General features: G+C 48.0%; 20 protein-coding genes. 5 read left to right on the forward strand and 15 right to left on the reverse strand.

Features of this window, described 5'->3' with window-relative positions; all coding sequences use genetic code 11:
- Positions 1-70: 70 nt before the first annotated feature.
- The 7 genes from BN162_RS10750 to BN162_RS10780 form a co-directional block, all read right to left on the reverse strand.
- Positions 71-1432, reverse strand: a complete 1362-nt coding sequence (locus BN162_RS10750; RefSeq protein ID WP_020225105.1) for an MATE family efflux transporter — start codon at positions 1430-1432, stop codon at positions 71-73.
- Positions 1433-1521: 89 nt separating this feature from the next.
- A complete protein-coding gene (locus tag BN162_RS10755; RefSeq protein WP_020225106.1) occupies positions 1522-2592 on the reverse strand; it encodes an SIS domain-containing protein in 1071 nt (356 codons plus the stop codon).
- 50 nt (positions 2593-2642) lie between these two features.
- A complete protein-coding gene (locus BN162_RS10760; protein WP_020225107.1) occupies positions 2643-3464 on the reverse strand; it encodes a PTS system mannose/fructose/sorbose family transporter subunit IID in 822 nt (273 codons plus the stop codon).
- Positions 3457-4239: a PTS mannose/fructose/sorbose/N-acetylgalactosamine transporter subunit IIC gene (locus BN162_RS10765; protein WP_020225108.1), complete on the reverse strand. Its 783-nt coding sequence runs from the start codon at positions 4237-4239 to the stop codon at positions 3457-3459. The genes BN162_RS10760 and BN162_RS10765 overlap by 8 nt, the downstream gene beginning before the upstream one ends.
- A 15-nt stretch (positions 4240-4254) precedes the next feature.
- Complete coding sequence (locus BN162_RS10770; protein WP_020225109.1) at positions 4255-4728, reverse strand: PTS sugar transporter subunit IIB; 474 nt, start codon at positions 4726-4728, stop codon at positions 4255-4257.
- The gene (locus tag BN162_RS10775) at positions 4722-5141 is read right to left on the reverse strand and encodes a PTS sugar transporter subunit IIA (protein ID WP_020225110.1); all 420 of its coding nucleotides are present in this window, start codon (positions 5139-5141) and stop codon (positions 4722-4724) included. The genes BN162_RS10770 and BN162_RS10775 overlap by 7 nt, the downstream gene beginning before the upstream one ends.
- 108 nt (positions 5142-5249) lie before the next feature.
- Complete coding sequence (locus BN162_RS10780) at positions 5250-8075, reverse strand: sigma 54-interacting transcriptional regulator (protein ID WP_020225111.1); 2826 nt, start codon at positions 8073-8075, stop codon at positions 5250-5252.
- Between the two features lie 152 nt (positions 8076-8227).
- Here BN162_RS10780 and BN162_RS10785 point away from each other — a divergent pair, with 152 nt between their 5' ends.
- From BN162_RS10785 to BN162_RS17980, 3 genes are all read left to right on the forward strand, one after another.
- Positions 8228-9496 carry an RNA polymerase factor sigma-54 gene (locus tag BN162_RS10785; protein WP_020225112.1) on the forward strand — a complete coding sequence of 423 codons (1269 nt, stop codon included), beginning with the start codon at positions 8228-8230 and terminating at the stop codon, positions 9494-9496.
- Between the two features lie 335 nt (positions 9497-9831).
- A complete protein-coding gene (locus BN162_RS10790) occupies positions 9832-10794 on the forward strand; it encodes a substrate-binding domain-containing protein (RefSeq protein ID WP_020225113.1) in 963 nt (320 codons plus the stop codon).
- Positions 10778-13720 (forward strand): hybrid sensor histidine kinase/response regulator, encoded by a 2943-nt coding sequence (locus BN162_RS17980; RefSeq protein ID WP_020225114.1) that lies wholly within the window; start codon positions 10778-10780, stop codon positions 13718-13720. The genes BN162_RS10790 and BN162_RS17980 overlap by 17 nt, the downstream gene beginning before the upstream one ends.
- 90 nt (positions 13721-13810) lie before the next feature.
- On the opposite strand, the gene BN162_RS10800 is transcribed toward BN162_RS17980, so the two are convergent.
- The 4 genes from BN162_RS10800 to BN162_RS10815 all read right to left on the reverse strand — a co-directional run bounded on the left by BN162_RS10800 (position 13811) and on the right by BN162_RS10815 (position 16918).
- Positions 13811-14515 carry a sugar isomerase domain-containing protein gene (locus BN162_RS10800; RefSeq protein WP_020225115.1) on the reverse strand — a complete coding sequence of 235 codons (705 nt, stop codon included), beginning with the start codon at positions 14513-14515 and terminating at the stop codon, positions 13811-13813.
- Positions 14516-14596: 81 nt separating this feature from the next.
- Complete coding sequence (locus tag BN162_RS10805; protein WP_020225116.1) at positions 14597-15319, reverse strand: N-acetylmannosamine-6-phosphate 2-epimerase; 723 nt, start codon at positions 15317-15319, stop codon at positions 14597-14599.
- Positions 15320-15324: 5 nt separating this feature from the next.
- The gene (locus BN162_RS10810; RefSeq protein WP_020225117.1) at positions 15325-16146 is read right to left on the reverse strand and encodes a PTS system mannose/fructose/sorbose family transporter subunit IID; all 822 of its coding nucleotides are present in this window, start codon (positions 16144-16146) and stop codon (positions 15325-15327) included.
- A complete protein-coding gene (locus BN162_RS10815) occupies positions 16139-16918 on the reverse strand; it encodes a PTS mannose/fructose/sorbose/N-acetylgalactosamine transporter subunit IIC (protein ID WP_020225118.1) in 780 nt (259 codons plus the stop codon). The genes BN162_RS10810 and BN162_RS10815 overlap by 8 nt, the downstream gene beginning before the upstream one ends.
- Positions 16919-17153: 235 nt before the next feature.
- On the opposite strand from BN162_RS10815, the gene BN162_RS10820 reads away from it, so the two are divergent.
- Positions 17154-17987 (forward strand): MurR/RpiR family transcriptional regulator, encoded by an 834-nt coding sequence (locus BN162_RS10820; RefSeq protein WP_020225119.1) that lies wholly within the window; start codon positions 17154-17156, stop codon positions 17985-17987.
- Between the two features lies 1 nt (position 17988).
- Here BN162_RS10820 and BN162_RS10825 read toward each other — a convergent pair whose 3' ends face one another.
- The 4 genes from BN162_RS10825 to BN162_RS10840 form a co-directional block, all read right to left on the reverse strand.
- A complete protein-coding gene (locus tag BN162_RS10825; protein WP_020225120.1) occupies positions 17989-18348 on the reverse strand; it encodes a hypothetical protein in 360 nt (119 codons plus the stop codon).
- Positions 18349-18567: 219 nt separating this feature from the next.
- The gene (locus BN162_RS10830) at positions 18568-19923 is read right to left on the reverse strand and encodes an MATE family efflux transporter (protein WP_020225121.1); all 1356 of its coding nucleotides are present in this window, start codon (positions 19921-19923) and stop codon (positions 18568-18570) included.
- A 418-nt stretch (positions 19924-20341) separates the two neighbouring features.
- Entirely contained in the window at positions 20342-21490 is a 1149-nt protein-coding gene (locus tag BN162_RS10835; protein ID WP_081587894.1) for a transglutaminase-like domain-containing protein, read from the reverse strand.
- A gap of 18 nt (positions 21491-21508) precedes the next feature.
- Complete coding sequence (locus tag BN162_RS10840) at positions 21509-22447, reverse strand: AEC family transporter (RefSeq protein ID WP_020225124.1); 939 nt, start codon at positions 22445-22447, stop codon at positions 21509-21511.
- Between the two features lie 219 nt (positions 22448-22666).
- Between BN162_RS10840 and BN162_RS18395 the strand changes: the two genes are divergently transcribed.
- Positions 22667-22795 (forward strand): helix-turn-helix domain-containing protein, encoded by a 129-nt coding sequence (locus BN162_RS18395; RefSeq protein ID WP_020225125.1) that lies wholly within the window; start codon positions 22667-22669, stop codon positions 22793-22795.
- The last annotated feature ends 109 nt before the right edge of the window (positions 22796-22904 follow it).

Genomic DNA, 22904 nt, shown 5'->3' on the forward strand with positions numbered 1-22904 from the left:
AACAAAAAGGCGCTCTTGATTGCGCCTGTAAAATTAAAGGAAAACCTATAGGAATGAAGTCTTATACAGCTTATTGCGTCAGATTGACCAGCCATTTTTCTTTCCGTACTAAATGATAAGCTATGGAAAGTTTAGCCAGTTCAGTCATTTGGCCAATCAGATACATCTGCATAATATTCATTGAGGTAAAGCAGGTCAGTAATCCGATCAGCGGAATATTAACCAGCCACATGAAGCCCGAATCCACAAATAACGTTGAACGGGTGTCCCCGCCGGCCCGCAGAATAAAATAGCACTGCGTATTCGCGGTATATGTCCAGAACATCACAGCCATCACCTGCAGCATCTGAGCTGCAATCTGCCTAGTCTGTACGCTCACTTGATACCAAGCAGGCACAATAAACGAAGCGCCGAACATAGCCATGGAAAATAAGACAGCCAGAAAAATCGAAAAAGCCAGCAGTTGATAGGCTCGTTCTCGTGCTTCTTCCATCTGATTGGCACCCAACGGTTTGGAAACAAGTATGGTCGTTGCGGTTGCCAGCCCGCCGAATAAAACAAAAAACAAATCACTGATTGTATTCGCAATCGAATAGCCCGCCATGATTTCCGGTCCTCGCTGTGAATAAAGCATAAATAACGTTGCCATTCCCAAAGACCACAGGAACTCATTCAAGGCTAAAGGCAGCGCTTTTTTCAAGATCGACCAGGCAAGAGATCGAGGGATCACAAACAGTTCACGAAGTCGGGTTGTAAATGGAAAGGATTTCCGTACTAAGAAATAAAGATGAAGAAGCGCTTCGATCAGCCGCGCCATGACTGTCGCCAGCGCCGCTCCCTGAACCCCCATAACCGGGAAACCACCCTTTCCAAAAATCAAAAGATAATTCAGCAGCGTATTGATGAGTACCGCTCCCGCACTAATCCCCAAAGGCAATCGCGGTTGCCCGGCAGCCCGCATCGCGCTGGCTGTGCTCAATGAGAATGCGGTGAATGGCAGCGCCCATGCCGCGATCACCATGTATTGACTTCCGGTTTTGATCACATCCTGAACATCGGTAAAAAATGACAGCAACTGCTCCGGAATCAGGGTTTCCCCAAGCCAAAATGGAACAAGAATAAGAAAAGCGGCAAGCAGCGAGAAACGAAAAGTCTGCTTCATCGGCTCCCGATCTTCGGCTCCCCAGAACTGAGCAATAAAAATCGCCGCCGCGGCCAGCAATCCGTTCACTGCAAAAATTGCGACCATCGTCAAGCGATTAACCGCCGCTACGCTGCTGAGCGCCGTATTTCCTAACTGTCCTACCATCAGATTATCCACCAGATTCACCGAGCTGGTAATCAGCTGCTGAAACATCAACGGAATACCGAGTGCCATTGCGGTTCGGTAAAACTGCCTGTTTCCCAGCCAATGAATTTTCTTCTTTTGCATTCATCCATCCTCTCTTCTTCCTTAAACAAGCAAAGGCAGCCTGGACAATGCGCCCTGACTGCCTTACCCTTCAAGTCTGTTAAAAAGCTTTATGCTTCATTATGCGTGTTGAAATATTTCGTTTCCGAATGATAAGACATATCCGTCAGATCAATGCCGTAATCGATTGCCAGACGGTAAGCCAGAACCTGAACAACCGGGGACAGCTCCAGGAAAATGAATTCTCCGCCAGTCAGATGAATAGCCAGATCGTTTTCGTCAACCGGATTTTCTCCTATCAGATAACCATAGCCGAGTTCATTTTTGGCAAAACGAACCAGCTGATGAGCACGCAGATCCTCACGTCCGCCGTCATGCAGCACAATGACACAGTTTGAAGATGTATATCCCATCGTCGGGCCGTGCATTCCATCATCAAATTCGTAGCCCACACCAATTCGGCGTTTTGAGATTTCCAGGATCTTCAAAGCCCCTTCCAACGCGACTCCCCAGAGTGAATCAAGGCCATAAATCGTAAAGGTTTCGGCCGCCATCAGCTTTTCTTTGTTGCGGTCAAACCAAGTCATCGCTTCATCTACAATCGCAGGATGATGCGCGATTCCGGCTTGGGCCTGTTCCAAATACGCAGTTTCCTGATCTGCACTGATCACACCGCGGGCTTTCCCGATTGCCAACCCCATCAACATCTGCGTCAAAACACTCGAACAATAACCGATCGTCCGCATCAGATATTCTTCAACACCATTGCGCTGATTGATAAACACATCTACCATCTTGGCAATCGGACTGTCCGCACCATCAGTAACCGCAGCCGTCAGAAATCCAAGCTGAGTAATCTTTTCAGCAGCTTCACATGTCAACGTTGAAGTGCCGGAATGCGAGGTAAAGACATACAGAGCCTGCGGATTGTAGGCAAAACAATTATGCAGCAGCTCATTGGGCAGCACACAGATCGTCTGCAGTCCTGAAGTTTTTTCAATGAAACGACGGGCTGTAACCGCACTGGTATTCGAGGTGCCAGATCCGATCAACAAAATCTGATTGATTTCTGGATGAGCTTTTACTGTGTCAACTAAAGCCGCAAAAGTGGCTTCCCGATGATTCAGAATATCTGTGCAGACGGTTGGAATCCGGTTGATGACTTCAAGCATGGTAACCATAGAATAAATCCTCCTTTATAAAATTGTGATAAACGTACCCTGACTTCAACTTAAACCAAACCGATGAATCGGCCTAAAATACTGAAGGCAATAATGCCGAGAATGATCGTGATCGGTTTAATATCCTTTTTCAAGAAATAGAAACAGACAAAGACCAGCGCCAGCGGCAGAGCCGACGGCATAATCGAATCAATCAGGGATTGAACAGACATTTCTACTTCATTCATCGTAAAAACATAGGCGATATTCAAGCTGACCATGGAACTGGTCATCGCTCCTACCGTCATCAAACCGACGATCGTAGCACACTTGGTCAAAAACTGCATCAGACCCGATTCAGAAACCTGACTCAAGAATTTAGAACCTAAGCCAAAACCCAGGAACGGCCCGTAATAACGGCAGAAATGAGCTGGGATGTTGAAGATGACCAGCATCAGAATCGGTCCCAGAACATTGCCCTGCAAAGCAAGTGATAAACCGATGCCGGTCGCAACAATCCGCCACGATCCCCAGAAAATCGAATCACCAATTCCCGCAAAGGGTCCCATTAAGGAGGCCTTTACCGCATTGATTGATTTTTTATCCATCGTCGGATCTTCTGATGCCTGCTTTTCCATGGCCGCAGATAACCCGGTGATAAAGCCGGCCACGGTCGGTGTTGTGTTAAACAACTCCCAATGCCGCTTATACCCTTCGATCCGTTCTTCTTCCGTATGATAATAACGATTGATCACCGGAATCATGACTCGGACATAGGCTAAAGCCTGCATTTTTTCCATTTCCATAATGGAGCACAGTGATAAAGTACGAAAACCAATCTGTTTGCACATTTTAACGTCTTCGTCAGATAAATTCAGTTTTTCCTTAATCATTGAATAATTCCTCCTCTTCTGAAGCTTCCGGGGCAGCTTTATTCATCTTAAAATTACCTTCAAAGTACAGAATAACGCACAGGATGACGCCGAAGAAGGCAACCGCCAGGATCGGCAGGTTCAGATAGGCAACGGACAAAAATCCCAGAAAATAATAAACGCACATTTTTTTCGACCACATCATCTTCAGCAGCATCGCAAAGCCTACCGCCACCATCATTCCGGCGGCGACGCCCAATCCACCCGTTACAAATTCCGGAATAATCGATATCATCTTTTCAACAACGGTGGATCCAGCCATGATCGCAAAGGTAACCAGCAAGGCTTTGGGTATATACAAAGTCAGCGCGACGACATAGAACATCCGTTCCAGACCTTTGTAGTCCCCTTTGTTCATCATTTTCTCAATTGTCGGATGCCAGAAGGTACGCAAAGTCAGCCAGATCGAACTGGTCATCGAAACCAGCAGGGCCACTGGAACAGCCAGAGCCAGCGCTACTTCCACATCCGCATGCATAATGATCGCAAACGCTGTGCCGACCGCCGTGCCGACCAGCGAATCCGGGGGAGTGGAAGCGCCGATCTGAACCGCTCCCATAAACACCAATTCCAGGGAAGCACCGATCATGACGCCGGTAGTCAGATCGCCCAGAAAGAATCCGATCACCGTTCCGACAACCATCGGCCGGGAGCACATCGGGAATGACAGATATTCTTCGAGAAATCCCAAAACCAAATAAATCACCCCGACGATGACGCTTTGATAAATCAACATAAACTTTCCCTCCTCTTATTTTAATAGCTTCTCATAATCCACTTTGGGTTCGTTGGGAATCATCCGGAATTCCAGATAATCCACTTTTTCGTGCAGCTCTTTGAGATGCGTCCGATCTTCCTCGGTTAAAAAAATCCCAGAGCTAAAAGAACGGCTGTTTTCCCGCTTGCGGATACCGCCGATATTCACGCGGTGTATTTCTGCAGTTTGTCTGACCAAACGTACGGCATCAGCCAGCGTTCTGACGATCACAAAGATCCGAATTTTTTGGGCGTGCGGGTTATTCAGCAGTTTCGCCCCATCGTCAATAGATTTAATCGCCAGCTTCACCCCGTCCGGTTTCGCCATTTTGAAGGCCAGTTTGGCCATGTCGTTTTCCGCCGCTTCGTCATTGGCGATCAGAATGGCTTCCGGATGGACCTCGTTGACCCAGGTCAGCGCTACCTGTCCATGAAGCATTCGTTCGTCGATCCGCATCAGAACTACCATAATTCATCCTCCTTCATCTCTCTGATGGATCTGAAATTAAATCCGAGCATATTCTCCTTTGTCGATTCCACGGCTTTTCTTACCGTTTCCTCAATCTTTTCCTGCGGATCAGCCAGCAGGATTTCCAGGACCATCGACAAGCACATGCCCGTTTGAACGTAAACATTGGGGCAAAGGCAGAGCTGCATCATCTGATGATGAACGCTGCCGTTGTTGATATCGGTCAGAATGATAAATTCATCGTCCGGCTGTTTTTCAACCCGTTTTCTTACTTGTTCCAAGATCATGTCGGGCTCTTCATAGTGATCCAGGTCATATACTTCAAGATCAGCCTGACATCCTAAGATCATGTTGACGGCACTCTGCATGCCCTCCGCCAGATGACCATGGGAAGTCAGTATCATCTTCCGCATCCGCTTCACCTCGTTTCTTCACCCTCTTATCAGCAAAAAAAGCGCCAAGTTCATCACTTAGCGCTTTTTTGTTTGAAATTCAGTGAAAAAAATTTTTTATTCTAGGAATTATTCTGTAAAACCGACACTTTCCATCAATTCGGATTTTGAAGTTTCGACACATTCCGCCTGCTTTTCGACAGATTCTCCCTGATAGATGTAATTGTAAAGATAGCCGATTTCCGCGGTTGGAATCTCCACATTGTAGGCTCGGCAAACATGTCCGAATACCTTCCGGATCATCGCGATAAAATCGCCGTGTTCCGCTTCAAATTGTTCCAGGTTGAGATAATATACAAACCGCTTGTCAATGATCAGCCGCTCGATCAGACAGCTGATATGCAGATACAGTCCGATTAAGATGTTATTGGATAAGGTAAACTCCAACTGCTTTTGTATCTGTTCAAGGATTTCTTCAACATAAACAATTATTTTTTCGGGATTGAGAATGGTCAGGTAATCGATCAGATTATCGAGTGAGAAGTTCCGCACCAGATTTTGTGTAAACACCACGAGTTCCTGTTTGCTCATCAGACCGCCCAGTTTTTCCTGCAGCTGGTCGCTTTGGCTCTGATTGATGATATCCTCAATCGAGATAAACGGTATTCCCTGCGGTTTTAAATTTAACGTTCCCAGAATTAAAATGACATTGTACTTATCAAATATTCCAGAAGCCTGTCGATGCTGCAAGGTATCAGCAGCAATCGGGATAACGGTCAGATCCATTTTCTTTGGGAAACTGTTTTCCACCAGAGCAGCAATTTTACCGGCGATTCCGATGCCCGATGAACAAACGGTAAGTATCGCTTTCGGCCGAACGCGGTTTTTGACAATCACATAATTAGGAAGGGAACGCTGCTTCGCGTTTTCAAGAACAGCCTCCAGAGAATTTCCTTCCATGATCATCGCGCCGACATCCAAGGCCAGCTTGGTTGTCACATTGTTGATAATTCCAATGTCAAGATCAGCAGTCTGATCAATATACTTTTGAATTCCTTCCAGCGAACCCATGTCCACCATCACGATAATCTCATGACAGTTTCTGATTTCGCTTAAATATTGTTTTAACTTGTTGGTGATGGTTTCAAAATGGCTTTCTATCGGCATGTCAATCGCTGTAAAAATATTTTGATGCAGCAGCTGATTCGCCAGTTCAGCAATCCCACTGGCGATCGAATAGCCATGCGCCATAATGACGACAGGAATCGGCGCTGGCTGATAGCCATGATTGAAATACAGGAAAAACAAGGTGACTGTAATTTCTTCAAAAGAACCTAAGGATAAATTGAGTCCTGTTTTAAGCAGCGGCAGAATTTCTTCAACAATTGAAACCAGCTTGGCATTCACCGATTTTAAAGTTTCCTGAAAATCCTGAATCGTCCGGCTGCGGCGGCGTTGCTCAACCAGGCTGATCGGCTCGTTCTGCATTAAATCCGTAAAGTAGCGAGCCAGAATTTTAATTTCATTATTGGATAATTCCGGCATGCCCAATTTCTTGCACAGCAGCCGGTTGATATTCGCCAGCATGCTTTGCACAATTTCCTCCTGCGGAGAATTGAAATTTTCATTATTGAAAAACAGGAAGTCAACATATTGTTCCAGCTGCAGCGTTGTCGTTGCCAAAAAGGTGTCTAAAGTCAGCTCATGCTTTTGGAAACGTTCGTAATTCTGCATCGCGGCCTGATAAAATAACAGATATCGGTTTTCTCTTCCGCCATAAGGCAGCAGTTCATTTAGCGGCAGCAGGCGGCTCATGCTGCCCTGATCCAGCCCGGAATTCTGCAGCGGATTGCGGACCAGCGCAGACGGCAGATCACTGATATGCAGATCCAAGGTGGGACTGGCATTGCTGATAGCCTTCATATACGCGCCTGCCATGCCAACCTGGATATCGTTTTTTAATTCTCCGATGTTGTGCCGGAATTCATGCTGCTCCAGCAGCCGATAGGCGGATTCACTGATCCGCACCGGCATTTTAAACTTTTTCTGTTCACCTTCCAGAATATGCCGGATTAATTCCCGCTTTTCCGTGAGCGGCCGTTCTTTCAGCGAAGGAATCTGAATCACGATCGGAATTCTCCGAAACAGTGTTTTTAATAAGGCCTGATCCGGATTTTCAGTTGTCGCGAATACAAAACGAACTGCACTGGCATACCATTTCTGATTATCGCCGACCCGATGATAGATGCCCTTATCCATAAACAGGAACAGCTTTTCCTGACATTCCGGCGTCAGACTGTGGATTTCATCCAGAAACAGCAGGCCTTGATCGGCGAGGGTCAGCAACCCTTCACTGTCCTTTTCCGCTCCGGTGTACGCACCTTTTGTGTAGCCAAACAAGCTGGTCAGAAAAAAATCCGGATTGTCGGAATACTCCGCGCAGTTCACCGTGATCAGCTGCCCTTTCTCAGCGATCAGCCGCTGCTGCCGGCAGTAATCATACAGCTTCGCCGCAAGCAAGCTTTTGCCGCTGCCGGTCGGTCCATGAAGCAAAACCGCTAATCCGCTGCCCGGATAGTTCATCGCTGCTTTGCATTGTTCGATCGCATAATGCAGACTGCCGCTGCTTCCGATTAAATCGGAGAAGACTGAACGTTTTTCCTGCAGCTGTTCAGCCTGAATCCGCAAATCTTCAGCATTGGCATAGACGCTGGCATAGCCATCGTTCAACAGCTTGCTGCGGGCTAAAAAACAGGTTGGATGAGCCCCGATTTTAATCAGCAGGCCTTGATAAAACAACTCATTGAGATATTGAGATGCCAAATTGCGGGAAATTTCCATTTTCTCCGATAAGCTTCGGGCACAGAACAAATCCAGATTGAGATCCCGGACTTGCTTCCCATTCATCTGTTTTTCAATGAGTTCATAGAGTTGACGCTTTGTTTTCTTTTCCATCGTTCTGCTCCTCTTCCAGTCCATTGTAAATTCATTCAATAATTTTTACAATTCCTTTATTTTTGCGGATTTCCTAATTTCTAGCATTATGAATGAAAGCGGTTGCCAAGAAGTGCGAACAGGACTACACTGAAAAGCAGGAGCGTCATGACATGAAAAACAAGCAAAGCTTAAAACTGCATCAAGCTCAGCATCAGCGGCAGGCGTTCTCTCCTGCACGCGGACGTTTTGTCGAAACCTTAACAAAAAACCGGCAGGAGCTGAACGTACAGCTGCGTTCTTTGATTGCGGCCAATCCTTTTCTGCACACCGTCAGTGATGAAGTCTTATCGATCCAGCCGGCCGCGGCCTCGGACATCCGGGAAGACTTGTTGCTGCAGCTGCATACCGGCAGCTGGCCTTGCAGGACTGAAGCCGCTGAATATATCATTGAATCCCTGGACGATCATGGCTTTTTTGATCCCCAGCTTCCTGCCCCTGGATTTTCAGCCAGTCAGATTGACGATGCGCTGAGGGTCGTTCAGCAATTTGAACCCTTCGGCGTTGGTTTGCGCAGCAGTGTGGAATATCTTGTCAGACAGCTGGAAAGCCGTCAGGAAGCGCTGGCGCTTCGTATTTTAACCGAAGGCGCACAGGAATTAACCGCTCATCAAACTGCCGCTTTATGCCAGAAATTGAAAATCACTGAGGATCAGCTTACGCATCAGCTGAAGATCATCCGAAGCTGCCAGCTCTATCCCTGTCAGCTGAATCCTGCTTCTGAATCCTATATTCAGGCGGATGTTTTGCTGGAGCTGGAAGACGATGAATTCCGGATCACATCGCTGACGCCGCAGGTTGTTGTGGATCGGCCGCAGGGCCCGTTGAGTCCGGAATTAAAACGTTATCTCAATGAGGCTCAGCTGACCTTGGATTTGATTGATCAGCGTAATCTCACTTTACAGCTTGTTTTTCGCTGTCTGGTGCGTTATCAACAGAATCATCTGATGAAGGGGGCTCCGCTGGCTATCTGCCGTCTTAAAGATATTGCCGAAGATACAGGTCTTCATATTTCAACGGTATCCCGTGCCTGCGCTCATAAATATTTTGAATATCAAGGGCATATCCGCCCGGTATCCGATCTCCTATGCAAATCCATTCATCATGTCAGCTATTCCGAGATAGAACTTCATCTGCGTACCTGGATAGCCGCTGAAAATTCAGCTGATCCGCTGGACGATGATCAGCTGGCCCGACGTTTCGCCTCGCTGGGAGTTCCGCTTTCCCGCCGCCGGATTGCCGCGTACCGCAAACGCCTGAACATCCCCAATTCCTATCAGCGCCGTCAGATTAGCAAGACACAGTTCTGTTCTGCAAAGACTTTTTCCCGGCAGAGCAATAAAACAGAGGTTAAGGTTGAAAAAACTGGGAAAGCACCTTGAAATCACTCAGAAATGGACTGTAATAAAAGCGCAGGGTTGCTTGCAACAGCGATACCGTCATTCACAACTCTTGAACAGAACAACGCCGGTCATCTATGGAAGAGAACGGCGTTTATTCTTTTTCGGTCTATAAAATTTCGGTCTGCATTTAGAATTTCTTCCTGTTGAGAGTTTACAAAATAATGCAGCGACTGATCCTTTTAAATGAAACTCTGATCCGACAAATTGATAAAAGCAGAAGAATCGGTAAGAATGGTAGAATTCACGTATTCTTTCGCGGTATAATAAACATACAATAAAGAAGTTACAAAGACGGATACAGAGGGGGAAACACAATGCGAAAAAAATGGGGAAGCCTGGGAATTGGTTTATGCCTAGTGCTGAGTCTGTCCGGCTGTACGCTGTTCAATATGGATAAAGAAACGCCAATAGAGGAACCCGTTACTTTTGGATTTACGGGGATGGATCTAACCGATCCCGCCTATCGGGCAGCGCTGGCAGAAGTTCAAAGCGCGGCAGAAGCCAACGGCGATGCGGTGATTACTTTTGATCCGCAGCTGGATAATGAACGGCAGATTGAAGGAATCAAACAGATGCTGGATCAGGGAATTGATCTGTTATTTCTCGGTCCGGTGGATGTTGACGGTATTTTACCTGCTTTGAAAGCATGCCGGGAAGCTCAGGTACCGGTCATTTGTTTTGATTCCCAGGTCAGTGATTCTGAATATACCGCCGCCTTTATCGGCGGTGACAATTATCAGCTGGGTGTGCTCATTGGCGAACAGATTTTAAAGGATCATCCTGAAGGCGGAAAGCTGGGTATGCTGAACAATCCGCTGGCTCGCTCTGTGACAAGCCGGGTTCAGGGAATTCTTGATACGCTGGAAGGTTCCGCGGTAGAAGTCGTTGCCAGCGCTGAAGTTACGCTGTATGAAGAAGTGCTGCCGGCGGCTGAAACGCTGCTGAGCGAATATCCGGAAATCAATATTCTATGGGGATTTAACGATGATATTACGCTGCTGATGCACAGTCTGGTCTTGGCTGCCGGACGTCAGGATCGCATCTCGTTATATGGAACAGGCAGTCTGTATCACGATGCCGGCACGGATATTCTGCTTCAGGCCGTTGAAAAAGGCTTTGTGCGCGCTGCTTCAGTGCAGTCGCCTGCGCAATGGGGCGTGCTTCTTCAGCAGCTGGGTTATCAGCTGCTCAGCGGAAAAACGCTGAAAGCTGAATATTTAACCGACTCGCAGATCATTAATCAGGATAATTTAGACAATTATGAAACAGAAGAATAAACACACCCTTTCCCGTGTTTTTGAAGGTCTGCTGCTCGCCGTCTTAATCGGACTGATTTTGCTGACCGGTTTGATGATCCGGCATGTTCAGCAGCAGATGGAAAACAACGCGGTGGATGCCGTTAAGAATATTTTTCAAAAATCTGAAAACCTGATCGATTCGGATATTCTCGCGGATCTTAACAGTGTCAAGCGGTTTGCCGCCTACATAAGCTGGGATGACCCTGAAAAAGCCACGGTAACCATGCAGGCATTTCTGCAGGAATATGATTATCGGTTTGCGATTTATCTGAATGCAGAGGGAATTGGCTATGACAGCCAGGGACAAACTATGACAGCGGATCAGCTTCCTTTCCCGCCGCAGGCACCGCTGTCCGGCAGCACCGCTTACTCAGCCATGTTCGTGGATGAAACCGGGATGAGCTTAACTGTAATTGAGATGCCGCTGGAAAAAGACAATCAGAATCTGGGTGCTTTTTACGTCGGTGTTCCGATGGAGCGTTACAGCAGCAATGCCATCGCAAAATCCTTTCGCAGCGACGGTTATTACTTTCTTGTCGATACGCTCAGCGGCCGGGCTGTCAGCGCCGCGATACAAAGCGGGGAAAATGAAACTCAGATTATTCAGTTTGCCGATTTGATCGAAGCTGCCGGCTATCGCGGTGATGATCAGCAAAAGCTTAAAAACCGGCTTATGAATCAGGAAGAATTCAGCATTCGCTGCAAGATTGAAGGGAAAGAATATTATCTGTATTTTATTCCGGTTCAGGAAAATCCTCAATGGATTCTGTGTGGGATTATTCCCAGCGAAGTGATTCAGGCGGAATCACAAAGTGTGCTGGCAATCATTACCGGGATCATCGAAATGCTGATCGTCATCTCGGTTCTGACTGTTACCGTCGTGCTGTACTTCCTGGTTCGCCGCCGCAACAATGAACGCCGGCAGTTAGTCGAACGGGAAATTCAGAATGCAACCTATGACGCCCTGAGTGAAAAGAGCGACTTGGTCGTCTGTTTGTTCGATCAGAATCAGCATCGTTTGGAACAGGTTTTCCGCAGCAGCAAGCGGATTTTAGGCCATGACAGCCAGGCTTATCTGACGAATCCCGAACTGTTGGAGGAGCTGTGTTCCAAAGCTTCGCCCGATCTGTACCATCGGCTGATGGCGGAAACAATCGAAAAAGATGAAAGTTATCAGCTCCAGATCGAACATGCGCAAACCCATCAGCTGCTGGATCTGCGGTTTACGATTAAAACCGGCATCATGATCGCCGGCCGAAAGAAAATGATGTTTTATTGGGAAGACATCACGCAAAACATGCGAGTTCAGGAGTCTTTGCGAACAGCCGCTCAGGCGGCCCAACAGGCCAATCGGGCCAAATCGGAGTTTCTCTCCAATATGAGTCATGAAATCCGAACACCGATGAACGCGATTATCGGAATGGTGGAAATTCTTGACCGCAGCGCGCAGGATCCGGTACATGTTCATGAATCCGTGCGCAAGCTTCGTTTATCCGCAGCTCACTTACTGAGCATCATTAATGATATTTTGGATCTGTCGCGGATTGAAAGCGGAAAGGTTTCGATTAAAGAGGAACCCTTCTGCCTTTCTGAGCTGATTGACAATGTATCCGGCATCATCCGCACGCAGGCGGACGCCAAGCATCACACATTCGATATTCATATTCATGATCTCTGGAATGATCATCTCTGCGGCGACTGGACGCGGCTCAATCAGGTGCTGATTAACATCTTGAACAACGCTGTCAAATATACCCGGCCGTTTGGCCAGATCAATTTTGAAATCATGGAAAGTCCCTCGCAGCGGGAAGGTTATGTAAGTCTGTGCTTTCAGGTACGGGATAATGGAATCGGCATGTCCAAAGAGTTTATGCAGCGGCTCGGTTCACCTTTTGAACAAGAACAAGGCGAGCTGCATATTCAGGAAGGCGGAACAGGTTTGGGCTTATCCATTGTTTACAACATTGTGGAAATGATGGGCGGTACCCTTTCCGTCGAAAGTGAATTGGAAAAAGGCTCAGCCTTTGCGATCCGCCTGGATCTGAAAAAAGCGGATTATCCGGAATTCAGGCCGCAGGAAATTGCCGGAATGCGCGTGATCATCATTGACGATGATCCGCAGGTTTGTGAAGATGTAACAGCGATTTTAGAAGCGGCGGCAGTCTTTGTCGACAGTGCGCTCGATGCGCCTGAAGCGCTGCGGAAAATTCGGTCAGCTCATCAAAATCAAGCGGATTATGATGTTGCGATTGTTGACTGGGTTCTGCCGGGAATGGACGGCTTAACGCTGACACAAACAATTCACGAACAGATCAGTGAGGAACTGCCGGTGATCTTCGTTTCTGCTTACGATTGGTCGCAAATTATGGATAAGGCGCAGGAAGCCGGAATTGAACACTTCATTGAGAAACCGCTGTTTCGCAAGCGGCTGTACAGTGCGCTGTCTGAGATCCGCAGCGGCCGCATTGGAAAACCGCAGACTGCGGATCCGTTAAGTGTTCCGGAATTATCCAGCTGCCGAGTTCTGTTAGTTGAAGATAATGAACTCAACCGGGAAATTGCCGTTGAATATCTGAAAATCGGCTTGATTGAAGCCCAGATCGCGGTGAATGGCCAAGAAGCTCTCGATCAGTTTTTGGCCGCTCCGGCCGGCACCTTTGATGCGATTTTAATGGATCTGCAGATGCCGGTTATGGATGGCTTAACAGCGTGCCGCAGAATCCGTCAAAGCGAACATCCGCAGGCTCAGACGATTCCGATTATTGCGATGACGGCCAATGCCTTTGAAGAAGATGTGCAGCGATGTCTGCGCGCCGGAATGAACGCTCATATGGCAAAACCGCTTGACTGCGCACGGCTGCTGCGAATTCTTGAACAATGCGTTAGGAAGAAAGAAGAAGAATAAAGACCATTAAAGATATTAAAAAGCATCAGCTTGGAAGTTTTCCCGCTTCCAGTACACTGATGCTTTTTCCTTTATAAGTTAAGAAACCGCTTAAATCCGATACAGACGATCGATGTATTTGGCCTCCAACGCTTCGTTGAACTCCCGGCCGCCGTCGATGTTCTGTGATTTGTAGATCGGCGGAGTAATCCCTTTTTCGATCAGGATTTCGGCTGCCCGATAGGTCACCGCCTGAACCAGAACCGAGGTCGTGATCATCGACATGCCGCAGATCTTGCCGTCAAAGCCTTCCAGATCGATGCAGCAATCGCCTTCCGGCGTGCAGTTGTCCAATACAATATCTGAAATTTCATACAGATTCTTGCCGCAGGAATGCTTTGGCGACAGATGGGAAGAAGCTTCCAGCGCTGTGATCGCGATCAGCTTGGCACCCTTCTTCTTGCAGCCCAGCGCAATATCCATGCACAGCGGATTACGGCCGGAATTGGAGATGATAAAGACAACATCACCCGGACGGACATCAACCTTCTTCATAAAAATCTCGCCGGCTCTTTCAACCGTTTCATAAGCATTGTTGGACGGTTCTACAATTTTCTTTGTCGGAATGAATCCGCCTGCTCGATGGGCTACTTCCATGGCTCCCGCTAAGGAATGTCCGCCGCCCCAGGCCTGGACGATACCACCGTCGATAATGCATTGGGCAACCGCCTGCGCTGCGGCTTCGATGTTATCCTGCTGCGTTGCTTCAACTTGATCGACAAGCTGGCGAACCGTTGGAAATACTTTATTGTTCATTTTCAATTCCTCCACTTTCTGTTCCCATTGTAAACTTTTTATTCAAAGTTTACAATACTTTATGAATAATTTAACCTGTTTTTATTCTGTAATCTTTTCCTGTTCTTTAAGGCGGGCGATCGCCTGCGTGAATTCTCGGGTAATGCAGTGCGGCCGGGTGATCGCACTGCCGACCGTGACCGTCCAGGCGCCCAGCTGGAATGCTTTCACCACCTGATCCGGATGGTGAAAACGGCCCTCGGCATTGATCGGCAGTGAGGTCAGAGCGCATAATTCCTCAATCAGCTGATAATCAGGCTCTTCCAGATGCCGGGAATACGGCGTATAGCCGGCAATCGTCGTCGACAGAATATCCGCGCCGCCCTCAGCTGCAATTTCCCCTTCCTCAGCGGTACTGATTTCCGCCATGATCAGTACGTTCAAATGAGTTTTGTATTCCTGAAGCAAATCCAGGACAGCCTGCGGCGTCCGTCCCTGACGCAGAGTACAGTCCACCGCCACAATATCCGCACCGGCTTCCGCCACAGCCCGCGCGGATTGTAGCGTCGGCGTGATGATCACATCGCGCAGTTTATCATAGGTCTTCGGCATGATTTTATTGATGCCGAAGACCGGCAGATCCACGTCCTTTTTGATCGCCCGGATATTCTCCGGCCAACTGGCACGAATCGCCGCAGCTCCCCCCAATTTGGCGGAAACGGCCATTTTGGCCATAAAATCAGCGCCGTAGAAAGGTTCGTAGTCAAATGCCTGGCAGGAAACGACCAAACCTCCCTGCAGCTGTTCAATCAGTGACTTGTTCATAAAGTTTAAGCAAGGATTCCGAAGAATCGGCCGATGAAGGCAATCACAAAGATCAGAATGAAGACCCGTCCCATCTTCCACTGCTTTTTCTCCATCAGCGCCCATGCGCCCAGTGTCAACAGCAGCGGCAGTAAGCCTGGCATAATTCCATCCAAAACTCCCTGAATATTCATTGTCATCTCGCCGGAAACGTATTGCCAGCCGATCTTCACACTGACATACTGAGCGCTGATGCAGCCGACGATGATCATCCCAACGATGTTGGCAAAACGGACTGCGATATCCTTCATGCCGCTTTCAAACAGAGTATGAATGGCGTTAATCCCGGAACGGTAGCCGAAGCGGAAAGTCAGCCAGGTGAACGGAAGCATGATGCCTAACCAGGCCACGATGTAGAACAACGGACCGGCCAAACTGCCCTGCTCACCGACTAATCCCAGCCCTATGCTTAACAGAATTGGAATCAGCGTGCCGATAAACAAGGAGTCACCAACCCCTGCGAATGGCCCCATTAAAGCGGTTTTGGTCGAGGCGATCAATTCGTCCGGAACATTTTCGCCGCAGGCCCGCTGTTCTTCCATGCCCAACGCAATCCCGTTGATCATCACGCCGACCATCGGCTGGGTATTGTAGAACTGCGTATGCCGAAGCATCAATGCCTTCTGTTCTTCAGGATCTTCGTAAAGCTTATCCGCGGCCTTGCCCATCATTCCCGCAAAGGCCGGAGCTTCCATCCGTTCCATGTTCTGCGCGGCCAGCGCGAACATCATCCAATAAGCATAAGCGTTGAATAAGTCCCGATTCGATAATTTTTTCGTGTTACTCATCGACTTCAACCTCCAGTTCATTTTCCTTTTTTGCCGTATAGCGGATATCCAGATAAGCCAGGAAGCAGGCAACCATCGTTGCGGCCACAATCGGCATCTTCAAGACCGCGATCATGATGAAGCCGACGAAGAAATAGACCAGCTCGATATTTTTGCTTAAGACAAACCGCAGCAGCATCGCAAACCCGACTGCCGGCAGCATCTTGCCGAAAATCACAAAGGTATCGCCAAGCCAGGTCGGAATCGCCTGAACAACTGAAATAATGAAATCTTGTCCGAAATAACAAGCCAGAAAGATCGGAACAAACCGTGCGATGAATTGAGAGATTGAAGCATAGACCGGTGCATTCGCCGCTTTTTTAATCTTTCCCTGTTCAATCCATTGTTCCTGTTTGCGCACCCAGTAAACGTTCACGGAAGCAACGACATAAACCAGCGATACGCCTAAGAAGCTTAATGGAACGGATAAGCTGAGCGCGTATTCTGTGGATGCCCCGGCGACCATTGCCAGCGGTATCCCCATATAGGCCGCAAAATTGAGATCAGCCGGCATCGATAATCCCGGCGTTACCAAACCAATGTATAATGTCTGAACCGCGGCGCCCATTAAAATTCCCGTGCGCACGTCCCCAAGAATCAGACCGATGATCAAGCCGGAAACCAATGGGCGGCCCATCGTATACCAGCCACCCAGCTGGCCGAAGATCCAAGGTGAATAATTGGAAGAGAGATAGCCGCATAAAGCTATCAGCAGAGCTTGAATTAAAGTCATAAAACGCCCTCCTTGCGATCCATCGCAATAACTCTTTAATTCATTACTTTGCGCAAATAAAATGAATTAACACACCCAGATCATAATCTTTCCGCTTCCTTTTTGTCAATGATATTAAGTCATTAATTTAAAAATAAATTATTTTGCGAAGACTTTCCGAGTCATTTGTGAATAATCAACTTGTTCTTTCATATTGGGTTCGCTATAATAAATTCAGAAGAATGAGGTGGATTTCATGTATCAGGAAAAATTAAAACAAGTTCAAAATGAATTGACGCAGACCGAAAAAGTCATTGTGGAATTCTTTGAAAAGCATTCGCTGGAAGCGCGCAGTTTTACGTCATATCAGCTTGCGGACAGGCTGAATATCGGCCAATCCACCATTATCCGCTTTTCCAAGAAACTGGGCTACCGCAGCTTTCGGGAGCTGTTGGAAGATTTATCGATTTCTTTAACCGAGGAAAAGGTTAAGGAAGAAATCGTCGTCAACGAAGGCACCTCTTCCACCAATCAGAAGATCATCCAGCAGTATCAGAAGATGGCGGAACTGACTCTTGAATTCAATCCGCCGCAAGTCATTGATCAGACTGTATCCGCGCTGAGAAATGCGCGGAAAATCATGGTTTTTGGTTTTGGCAACTCGAATTTATTTGCGGAGTATATTTCCAATCAGTGGCTGAAAATGGGTCTGGATTCCTTTTGCAGCGCTAATTCGCACATTATTTTTTCTATGCTCAGTCAATTTGGACCGCAGGATGTTTTGTTTTTGATTTCCGAATCCGGTGAAACACCGGAAATCTTAAAGGCCGCAAGAATTGCCGGACATCAAAATGTGACGGTCATCGCTATGACGCGAATTCAAAAAAACCGCCTTCACGGTTATTCAGATATTGTATTAAAGACCGTAAACTACGAAACCAACACCCGGCTGAACGCCATGACGCTGCGGTGTTCACAGCTGTGTCTTTTGGATATGATCTATTTGAATTTGTATAAGACAGATTTTGAGCATTATGAAAAAATCATCGCGGAATCTGAGAAATTATTGGATTATAAATATAACGGGTAAGTCAATGCGTTTCCTGTTCTTCACGATAGAAAGTAAATCCCTGTGTTTCCAACGCCTGACGCAAAGCCTGAACATTCCCTACATCCCATGCGAATCGAATTGTCAGCTGAACATTCTGGGAGCTTGCTGAAAGGGCCTGAACGATTAAAAGATCGCCGTCATACCGCAGCGAGACTGTCAGCGTTTCCAACAGAATTGTTGCAGGCGTAAATTCATGCGCATAGACCACCAGCCAGGCATTTTCTGAGCTGAATTCCTCAGCTTTTCTCAGCCTGTCATCGATTTGAAGCAGCTGATGCTGAATCCAGATTCGCGTCTGCGGCAGCGATGCGCCGCGCCGACAAAGACTCATTTTAGCCATTCTAATTCCTCCGTTTTATTTATTGTAAGGGATTGCCACAAAACCAACAAGGCAAATTGAGGTCAAAAAAACCAGTCGATCAAAACTGGCTTTTTTTATAAACTCTTCGCTATAATTTTAAGTCTTCAAGCTGCCTGCGTTTTCTGAATCAGTCAAGCCAAACAAAGAAACGAACAGTAAATGTGTGGTCTTGCGGCTCTGCAGCTTTCTTTTGTCATTTTATTGGGCCGAAGCCAGTGAGGCATTTTTCTTTTCTTTTCGGCTTAAGACAAAGAAATAGAGAACGCAGAGGATGATCTGCACAAAGGTCGAACACGGCGTTGCCAGACCGATCCGAAACAGTGTAACTGGTACGCATTTGCTGGCTAGGTAAGAAACCGGAATCCGCACACAGAAAGCGCCGATCAGTCCCTGAAACATCACGAAGGTCGTCTTGCCGCAGCCGTTGAAGTACCCGACAAAGCAGAACATAAACGACACCAGCAGCGTATCGATTGCATAAGCTTTCAGATAATCTGCCGCAGCATAAATGACCTGCGCGTCCCGTGCGAACAAGCCGGAAAGCAGATGACCGTGAAAGAATGCGAAATAACTCATGAAGATGCCGAATAACAGCGATGTCGCAATGCCGCAGACCATGCCGCGCTTTGCCCGCTGGGGTTGATTCGCGCCGATATTCTGAGCGACATAGGCCGAGATGGACTGCGCATAGGCCGAAGGCACCAACAGAATAAAGGTACAGACTTTTTCCGCGACACCCACGCCCGCAGAAGCGATAACGCCAAGCTGATTGACGATGGCCGTAATCGCTAAAAAGGAAATGCTGACAAGCAGGTCCTGCAGCGCTACGGGCGCGCCCAGTTTAACGATTTCCTTGATCGTCGAGCCGTGAAATCGAATATGCCGCCAGGAAAAAGGAAACGGCAGGCCCTGACGGGCAACCACCATCAGCGACAAAATCACACTGATTGCCTGGGCCATGACCGTGGCCAGCGCCGCGCCGGCCGCGCCCATTTTAAATCCGGCAACCAGAAGCAGATCCAGAACAATATTCGCAGCACAAGCAATCGCGACGGCTAAAAGCGGCGTGCGCGCATCCCCCAATCCGCGGAAAATACTGCCCAGCGTATTGTAGGCGGCGATAAACAAAATCCCGCCGGAGCATATCAGAACATATTGATTGGTAAACGCGACCGCTTCCGCCGGTGCCTGCATCAGCGTAACCAGAGCCGGCGTTGCGAACAACATGATCCCGGTCAGAATTAAAGCCAGGCAGCCAAACAGAAAAACACCGCTTTCCACAGTCTGACCCACTTTTTCCGGTTCGCCCCGACCAAACTGCTGCCCGATTAAGACCGTGATGCCCATCGCCAGTCCCGTGATAATCACCATCATCGTGTGCATCACCTGACTGCCCGTCGCTACCGCAGACACAGCTTCCGGCGAAGCAAACTGACCGACAACCAGTAAGTCCACCGCCCCATACAGTGCCTGTAAAATTAAGGCGATCATAATCGGCACCGTAAATTTCATCAGCGGCGCTAAAATTTTTCCACTCGTAAATTCAGCTCTCATTGAAACTCCTCCAATCAATCAAAAAAGGATAAGACACTGACGCTTCCGTCAGCCATCTTATCCAGCAAATCACCCGAATGTGATTTCCCCTCCGATGAATACTGTCATTATAGTTGAAATCTGCGGTCAATGTCAACGTTTCTTCACCACATTTGTACGCAGCTGCATCCGGGAAAAAACAGATTCCGCGGATGATCGACGCCTCGATTGAACTTACCGTGATCATTCAGGACTTTTCCCTGCATTCCCGCGGCTCTTTTTAATTCCGCTTGCAGCCTTGCTCAAAAGCCTAACCGGGAGGCAGAGCCGGCACACAGCAAATCCATTTTTTCTTCCGCTTCAGTCTTCATATCAATCATGAAGAACCCCGGACGCTTCTTCTTAACAGCCGGTTCTGCAAATCAGACGAAAAGATTCCTCAGTTGCCGGCGCTTTCCCGCAATCCGGCTATCACCTCCGCCGCAGAATTTCCAACACTCAGCCGCACGCAATCCGATGGATATCCCAAAGTCTGTGTCGAGATATCCAGCTTCAGCCATTCACACGGCGTAGCTTCAAGTTCCAGCCAGACTGCCGGCTGCCCTGTAATCCAATTCACACCGGAAGCGATGCGCACAGCGAAGCCAGACTGTCTTAACGATTCGCAAAGTTGTTCCCATACTTGCATTGCAGCCTCTGAACTGGTTTCGAGCTGTGTAAGCAGTTCAGTTTGAGTGAAACTCGAAATTTTTTCAAACACAGCCGGCGACAACGCCGTGTTTGACGTTGATGAATAAGCCTGAAGATGTACAAGACATCGAACTCCGAATTCATTCCGCCACGCTTTCAAAAGAAACTGCCCTGCCCCCTCCAACGCTTTCGGCATTTTCTTAAAATGGAGATAAACCTGCCGATCCTGCTGAATTGCCAGAGGTTCAGTAATTTTAAGCTTTAACACAGACGGCATCGGCAATTCGCTGATCGTTTCCGCAATCCGAAGCGTCACACGATTTCCCCAATATCCGATCAAGCCGGATAGCGCATCCACAGCCAGCCAGCCTGTCGGATCAAAATAAACTTCATTCCACACGTGCAGCTGATTCGGGGCGCTGATTCCCTGAACATAACGAACAGGAATCCCCTGTTCCCGGCAAAGCGCCGCCATCTCCATCGCAAATTCCCGGCATGTTCCCCGACCGCGGAACCAGGCTTCCTTTAAGGATAAACCTGAATCTCTGCCGCGGCTGTAATCCTCTGCCAATTGCGGATCATAAGTCATTCGCTGCTGGATGAAAGTGATCGCTGCCGCAAGCCATTCCACATCATCCTCAGTCTGCCGGCTTAACCGCCGGGCCGCTTCTTGCAGCTCAAGAAGAGCGCCGAAATCGGAGCTTTGCGGAAGAACCTGCCGATGCTTTGCGACTTTCTGCAGCTGTTGGATTAAGCCTTCTAAATTCTCTTTCCCGGATTCGACAGTCCAGCTTCTCCACTGCGGATTCTCCGGCACTGAATTCATTTCAATGATCCGTTGTCCGGCATGCCGGATATCCGGACAATCTTTGGGATCCAGCTGAAAACAAACCATCATTTGCTTCTCCTTTCCAGCTTATATGAAGCCGAACTGACTAAAACAGAAAATCCACAGAAATATAGTCGGAATGCAGAACACCGTACTGAACAAAAGTCCCTGACTGGCCAGTTCGCTGTCGCTGCCCATTCCTTCAGCCATCGAATAAGACGATACCGCGTTGGGTGAAGCAAAGATCGCCAGAAGACTGACCAGTGCCACGCCGCGGATGCCCAGAACAACCGCCGTTCCCAGGGCCGCCAGCGGTGTCCATACCAATCGGGCAGAAACCGAGGCGATCAGCTCCTTCTTATTCTCAGCGACTTTTTCCGCCTGAAAGCCAGCTCCTAAAATGATCAACGCCAACGGCGTCGATACTTTCCCCATATCGCTGATGACAGAAGCCAGCGGTTTCCACAAATGAATTCCGGTAAATAAGCAAAGCAAGCCAAGCCCTGACGCAAGGATTAGGGGATTGGTCACAATCCCTTCAGCTAATTTGGATAACCGCGCTTTTCCCCCGCGGAACGACTCCAGCACAATCACCGATAAAATATTAAACAAAGGCACAATCACAGCGATCAGCATCGACATCACACCCAGCTGAGCGTCGCCGTAAATTAGCTGCACAATCGGCATGCCGAACAACACCGCGTTGCTTCGATATGTATTCATAATCATGACGCCCTGTTTCCGCGGATCAGGACTGATTCGCGGCATGATCAGCCATCCTGCCGCACAGGCGATCAGCACGCCGGAAGCAGCATAGATTAACAATTGCGGCTGCAGTACCGTTTTTAAGTCAGTCGCCAGTATATTATTGAATAATGTACACGGCAAAAACAATTTAAAGACCCACTGATTCATCTGTTTTAATGTCCGCTCATCACAAAGATGCCGCCGGCGCACGCCCTGACCTACCAAAATTAAAAATAACAGCGGCATCACCACATTCAATGATAAAATAAGACTCTCCATTTCCTATCCCCACTCTCTACCCCAATATTGTAAAACGATGAACTTCATTGTCCAGCTGAAAAAGGATAAAAAAAGGAAATTTTTATCCAATAACAGCTGTTTTTGCCTTTTTTTCGTCCCGCAACTTCAAGTTGCTGAAAAACGCAAACACAACTTGGTAGCTTTCCCTGTCAATATCCCCTACAATATAGACATCAAATAAAGGTTAGGTGAACAATGATGAATTTTGCCCAAAAACTCCAGAAAAAAAGAAAAGATGCCGGTTTTTCCCAGGAACAGCTGGCTTTTGAACTCAACGTTTCACGTCAGGCCGTTTCAAAATGGGAAAGCGGGGTATCACTTAGATAAAGATACCACACCATTCCCACGCTGACTTTTGCTCAACCGATACAGCCGGAGGGCTGGATAACAAGAAAAGGCGGTATGCGCCCCGTGGAGGGGGGTAGCGTACCGCCTT

This window comes from Holdemania massiliensis AP2 (assembly GCF_000327285.1).
Taxonomy (GTDB): Bacteria; Bacillota_I; Bacilli_A; order Erysipelotrichales; family Erysipelotrichaceae; genus Holdemania; species Holdemania massiliensis.

Bases quoted from the DNA above. Each gene is read 5' to 3' on its own strand.
- BN162_RS10750 (WP_020225105.1), bottom strand. From the start codon at position 1,432: ATGCAAAAGAAGAAAATTCATTGGCTGGGAAACAGGCAGTTTTACCGA.
- BN162_RS10755 (WP_020225106.1), bottom strand. From the start codon at position 2,592: ATGGTTACCATGCTTGAAGTCATCAACCGGATTCCAACCGTCTGCACA.
- BN162_RS10760 (WP_020225107.1), bottom strand. From the start codon at position 3,464: ATGATTAAGGAAAAACTGAATTTATCTGACGAAGACGTTAAAATGTGC.
- BN162_RS10765 (WP_020225108.1), bottom strand. From the start codon at position 4,239: ATGTTGATTTATCAAAGCGTCATCGTCGGGGTGATTTATTTGGTTTTG.
- BN162_RS10770 (WP_020225109.1), bottom strand. From the start codon at position 4,728: ATGGTAGTTCTGATGCGGATCGACGAACGAATGCTTCATGGACAGGTA.
- BN162_RS10775 (WP_020225110.1), bottom strand. From the start codon at position 5,141: ATGCGGAAGATGATACTGACTTCCCATGGTCATCTGGCGGAGGGCATG.
- BN162_RS10780 (WP_020225111.1), bottom strand. From the start codon at position 8,075: ATGGAAAAGAAAACAAAGCGTCAACTCTATGAACTCATTGAAAAACAG.
- BN162_RS10785 (WP_020225112.1), top strand. From the start codon at position 8,228: ATGAAAAACAAGCAAAGCTTAAAACTGCATCAAGCTCAGCATCAGCGG.
- BN162_RS10790 (WP_020225113.1), top strand. From the start codon at position 9,832: ATGCGAAAAAAATGGGGAAGCCTGGGAATTGGTTTATGCCTAGTGCTG.
- BN162_RS17980 (WP_020225114.1), top strand. From the start codon at position 10,778: ATGAAACAGAAGAATAAACACACCCTTTCCCGTGTTTTTGAAGGTCTG.
- BN162_RS10800 (WP_020225115.1), bottom strand. From the start codon at position 14,515: ATGAACAATAAAGTATTTCCAACGGTTCGCCAGCTTGTCGATCAAGTT.
- BN162_RS10805 (WP_020225116.1), bottom strand. From the start codon at position 15,319: ATGAACAAGTCACTGATTGAACAGCTGCAGGGAGGTTTGGTCGTTTCC.
- BN162_RS10810 (WP_020225117.1), bottom strand. From the start codon at position 16,146: ATGAGTAACACGAAAAAATTATCGAATCGGGACTTATTCAACGCTTAT.
- BN162_RS10815 (WP_020225118.1), bottom strand. From the start codon at position 16,918: ATGACTTTAATTCAAGCTCTGCTGATAGCTTTATGCGGCTATCTCTCT.
- BN162_RS10820 (WP_020225119.1), top strand. From the start codon at position 17,154: ATGTATCAGGAAAAATTAAAACAAGTTCAAAATGAATTGACGCAGACC.
- BN162_RS10825 (WP_020225120.1), bottom strand. From the start codon at position 18,348: ATGGCTAAAATGAGTCTTTGTCGGCGCGGCGCATCGCTGCCGCAGACG.
- BN162_RS10830 (WP_020225121.1), bottom strand. From the start codon at position 19,923: ATGAGAGCTGAATTTACGAGTGGAAAAATTTTAGCGCCGCTGATGAAA.
- BN162_RS10835 (WP_081587894.1), bottom strand. From the start codon at position 21,490: ATGATGGTTTGTTTTCAGCTGGATCCCAAAGATTGTCCGGATATCCGG.
- BN162_RS10840 (WP_020225124.1), bottom strand. From the start codon at position 22,447: ATGGAGAGTCTTATTTTATCATTGAATGTGGTGATGCCGCTGTTATTT.
- BN162_RS18395 (WP_020225125.1), top strand. From the start codon at position 22,667: ATGAATTTTGCCCAAAAACTCCAGAAAAAAAGAAAAGATGCCGGTTTT.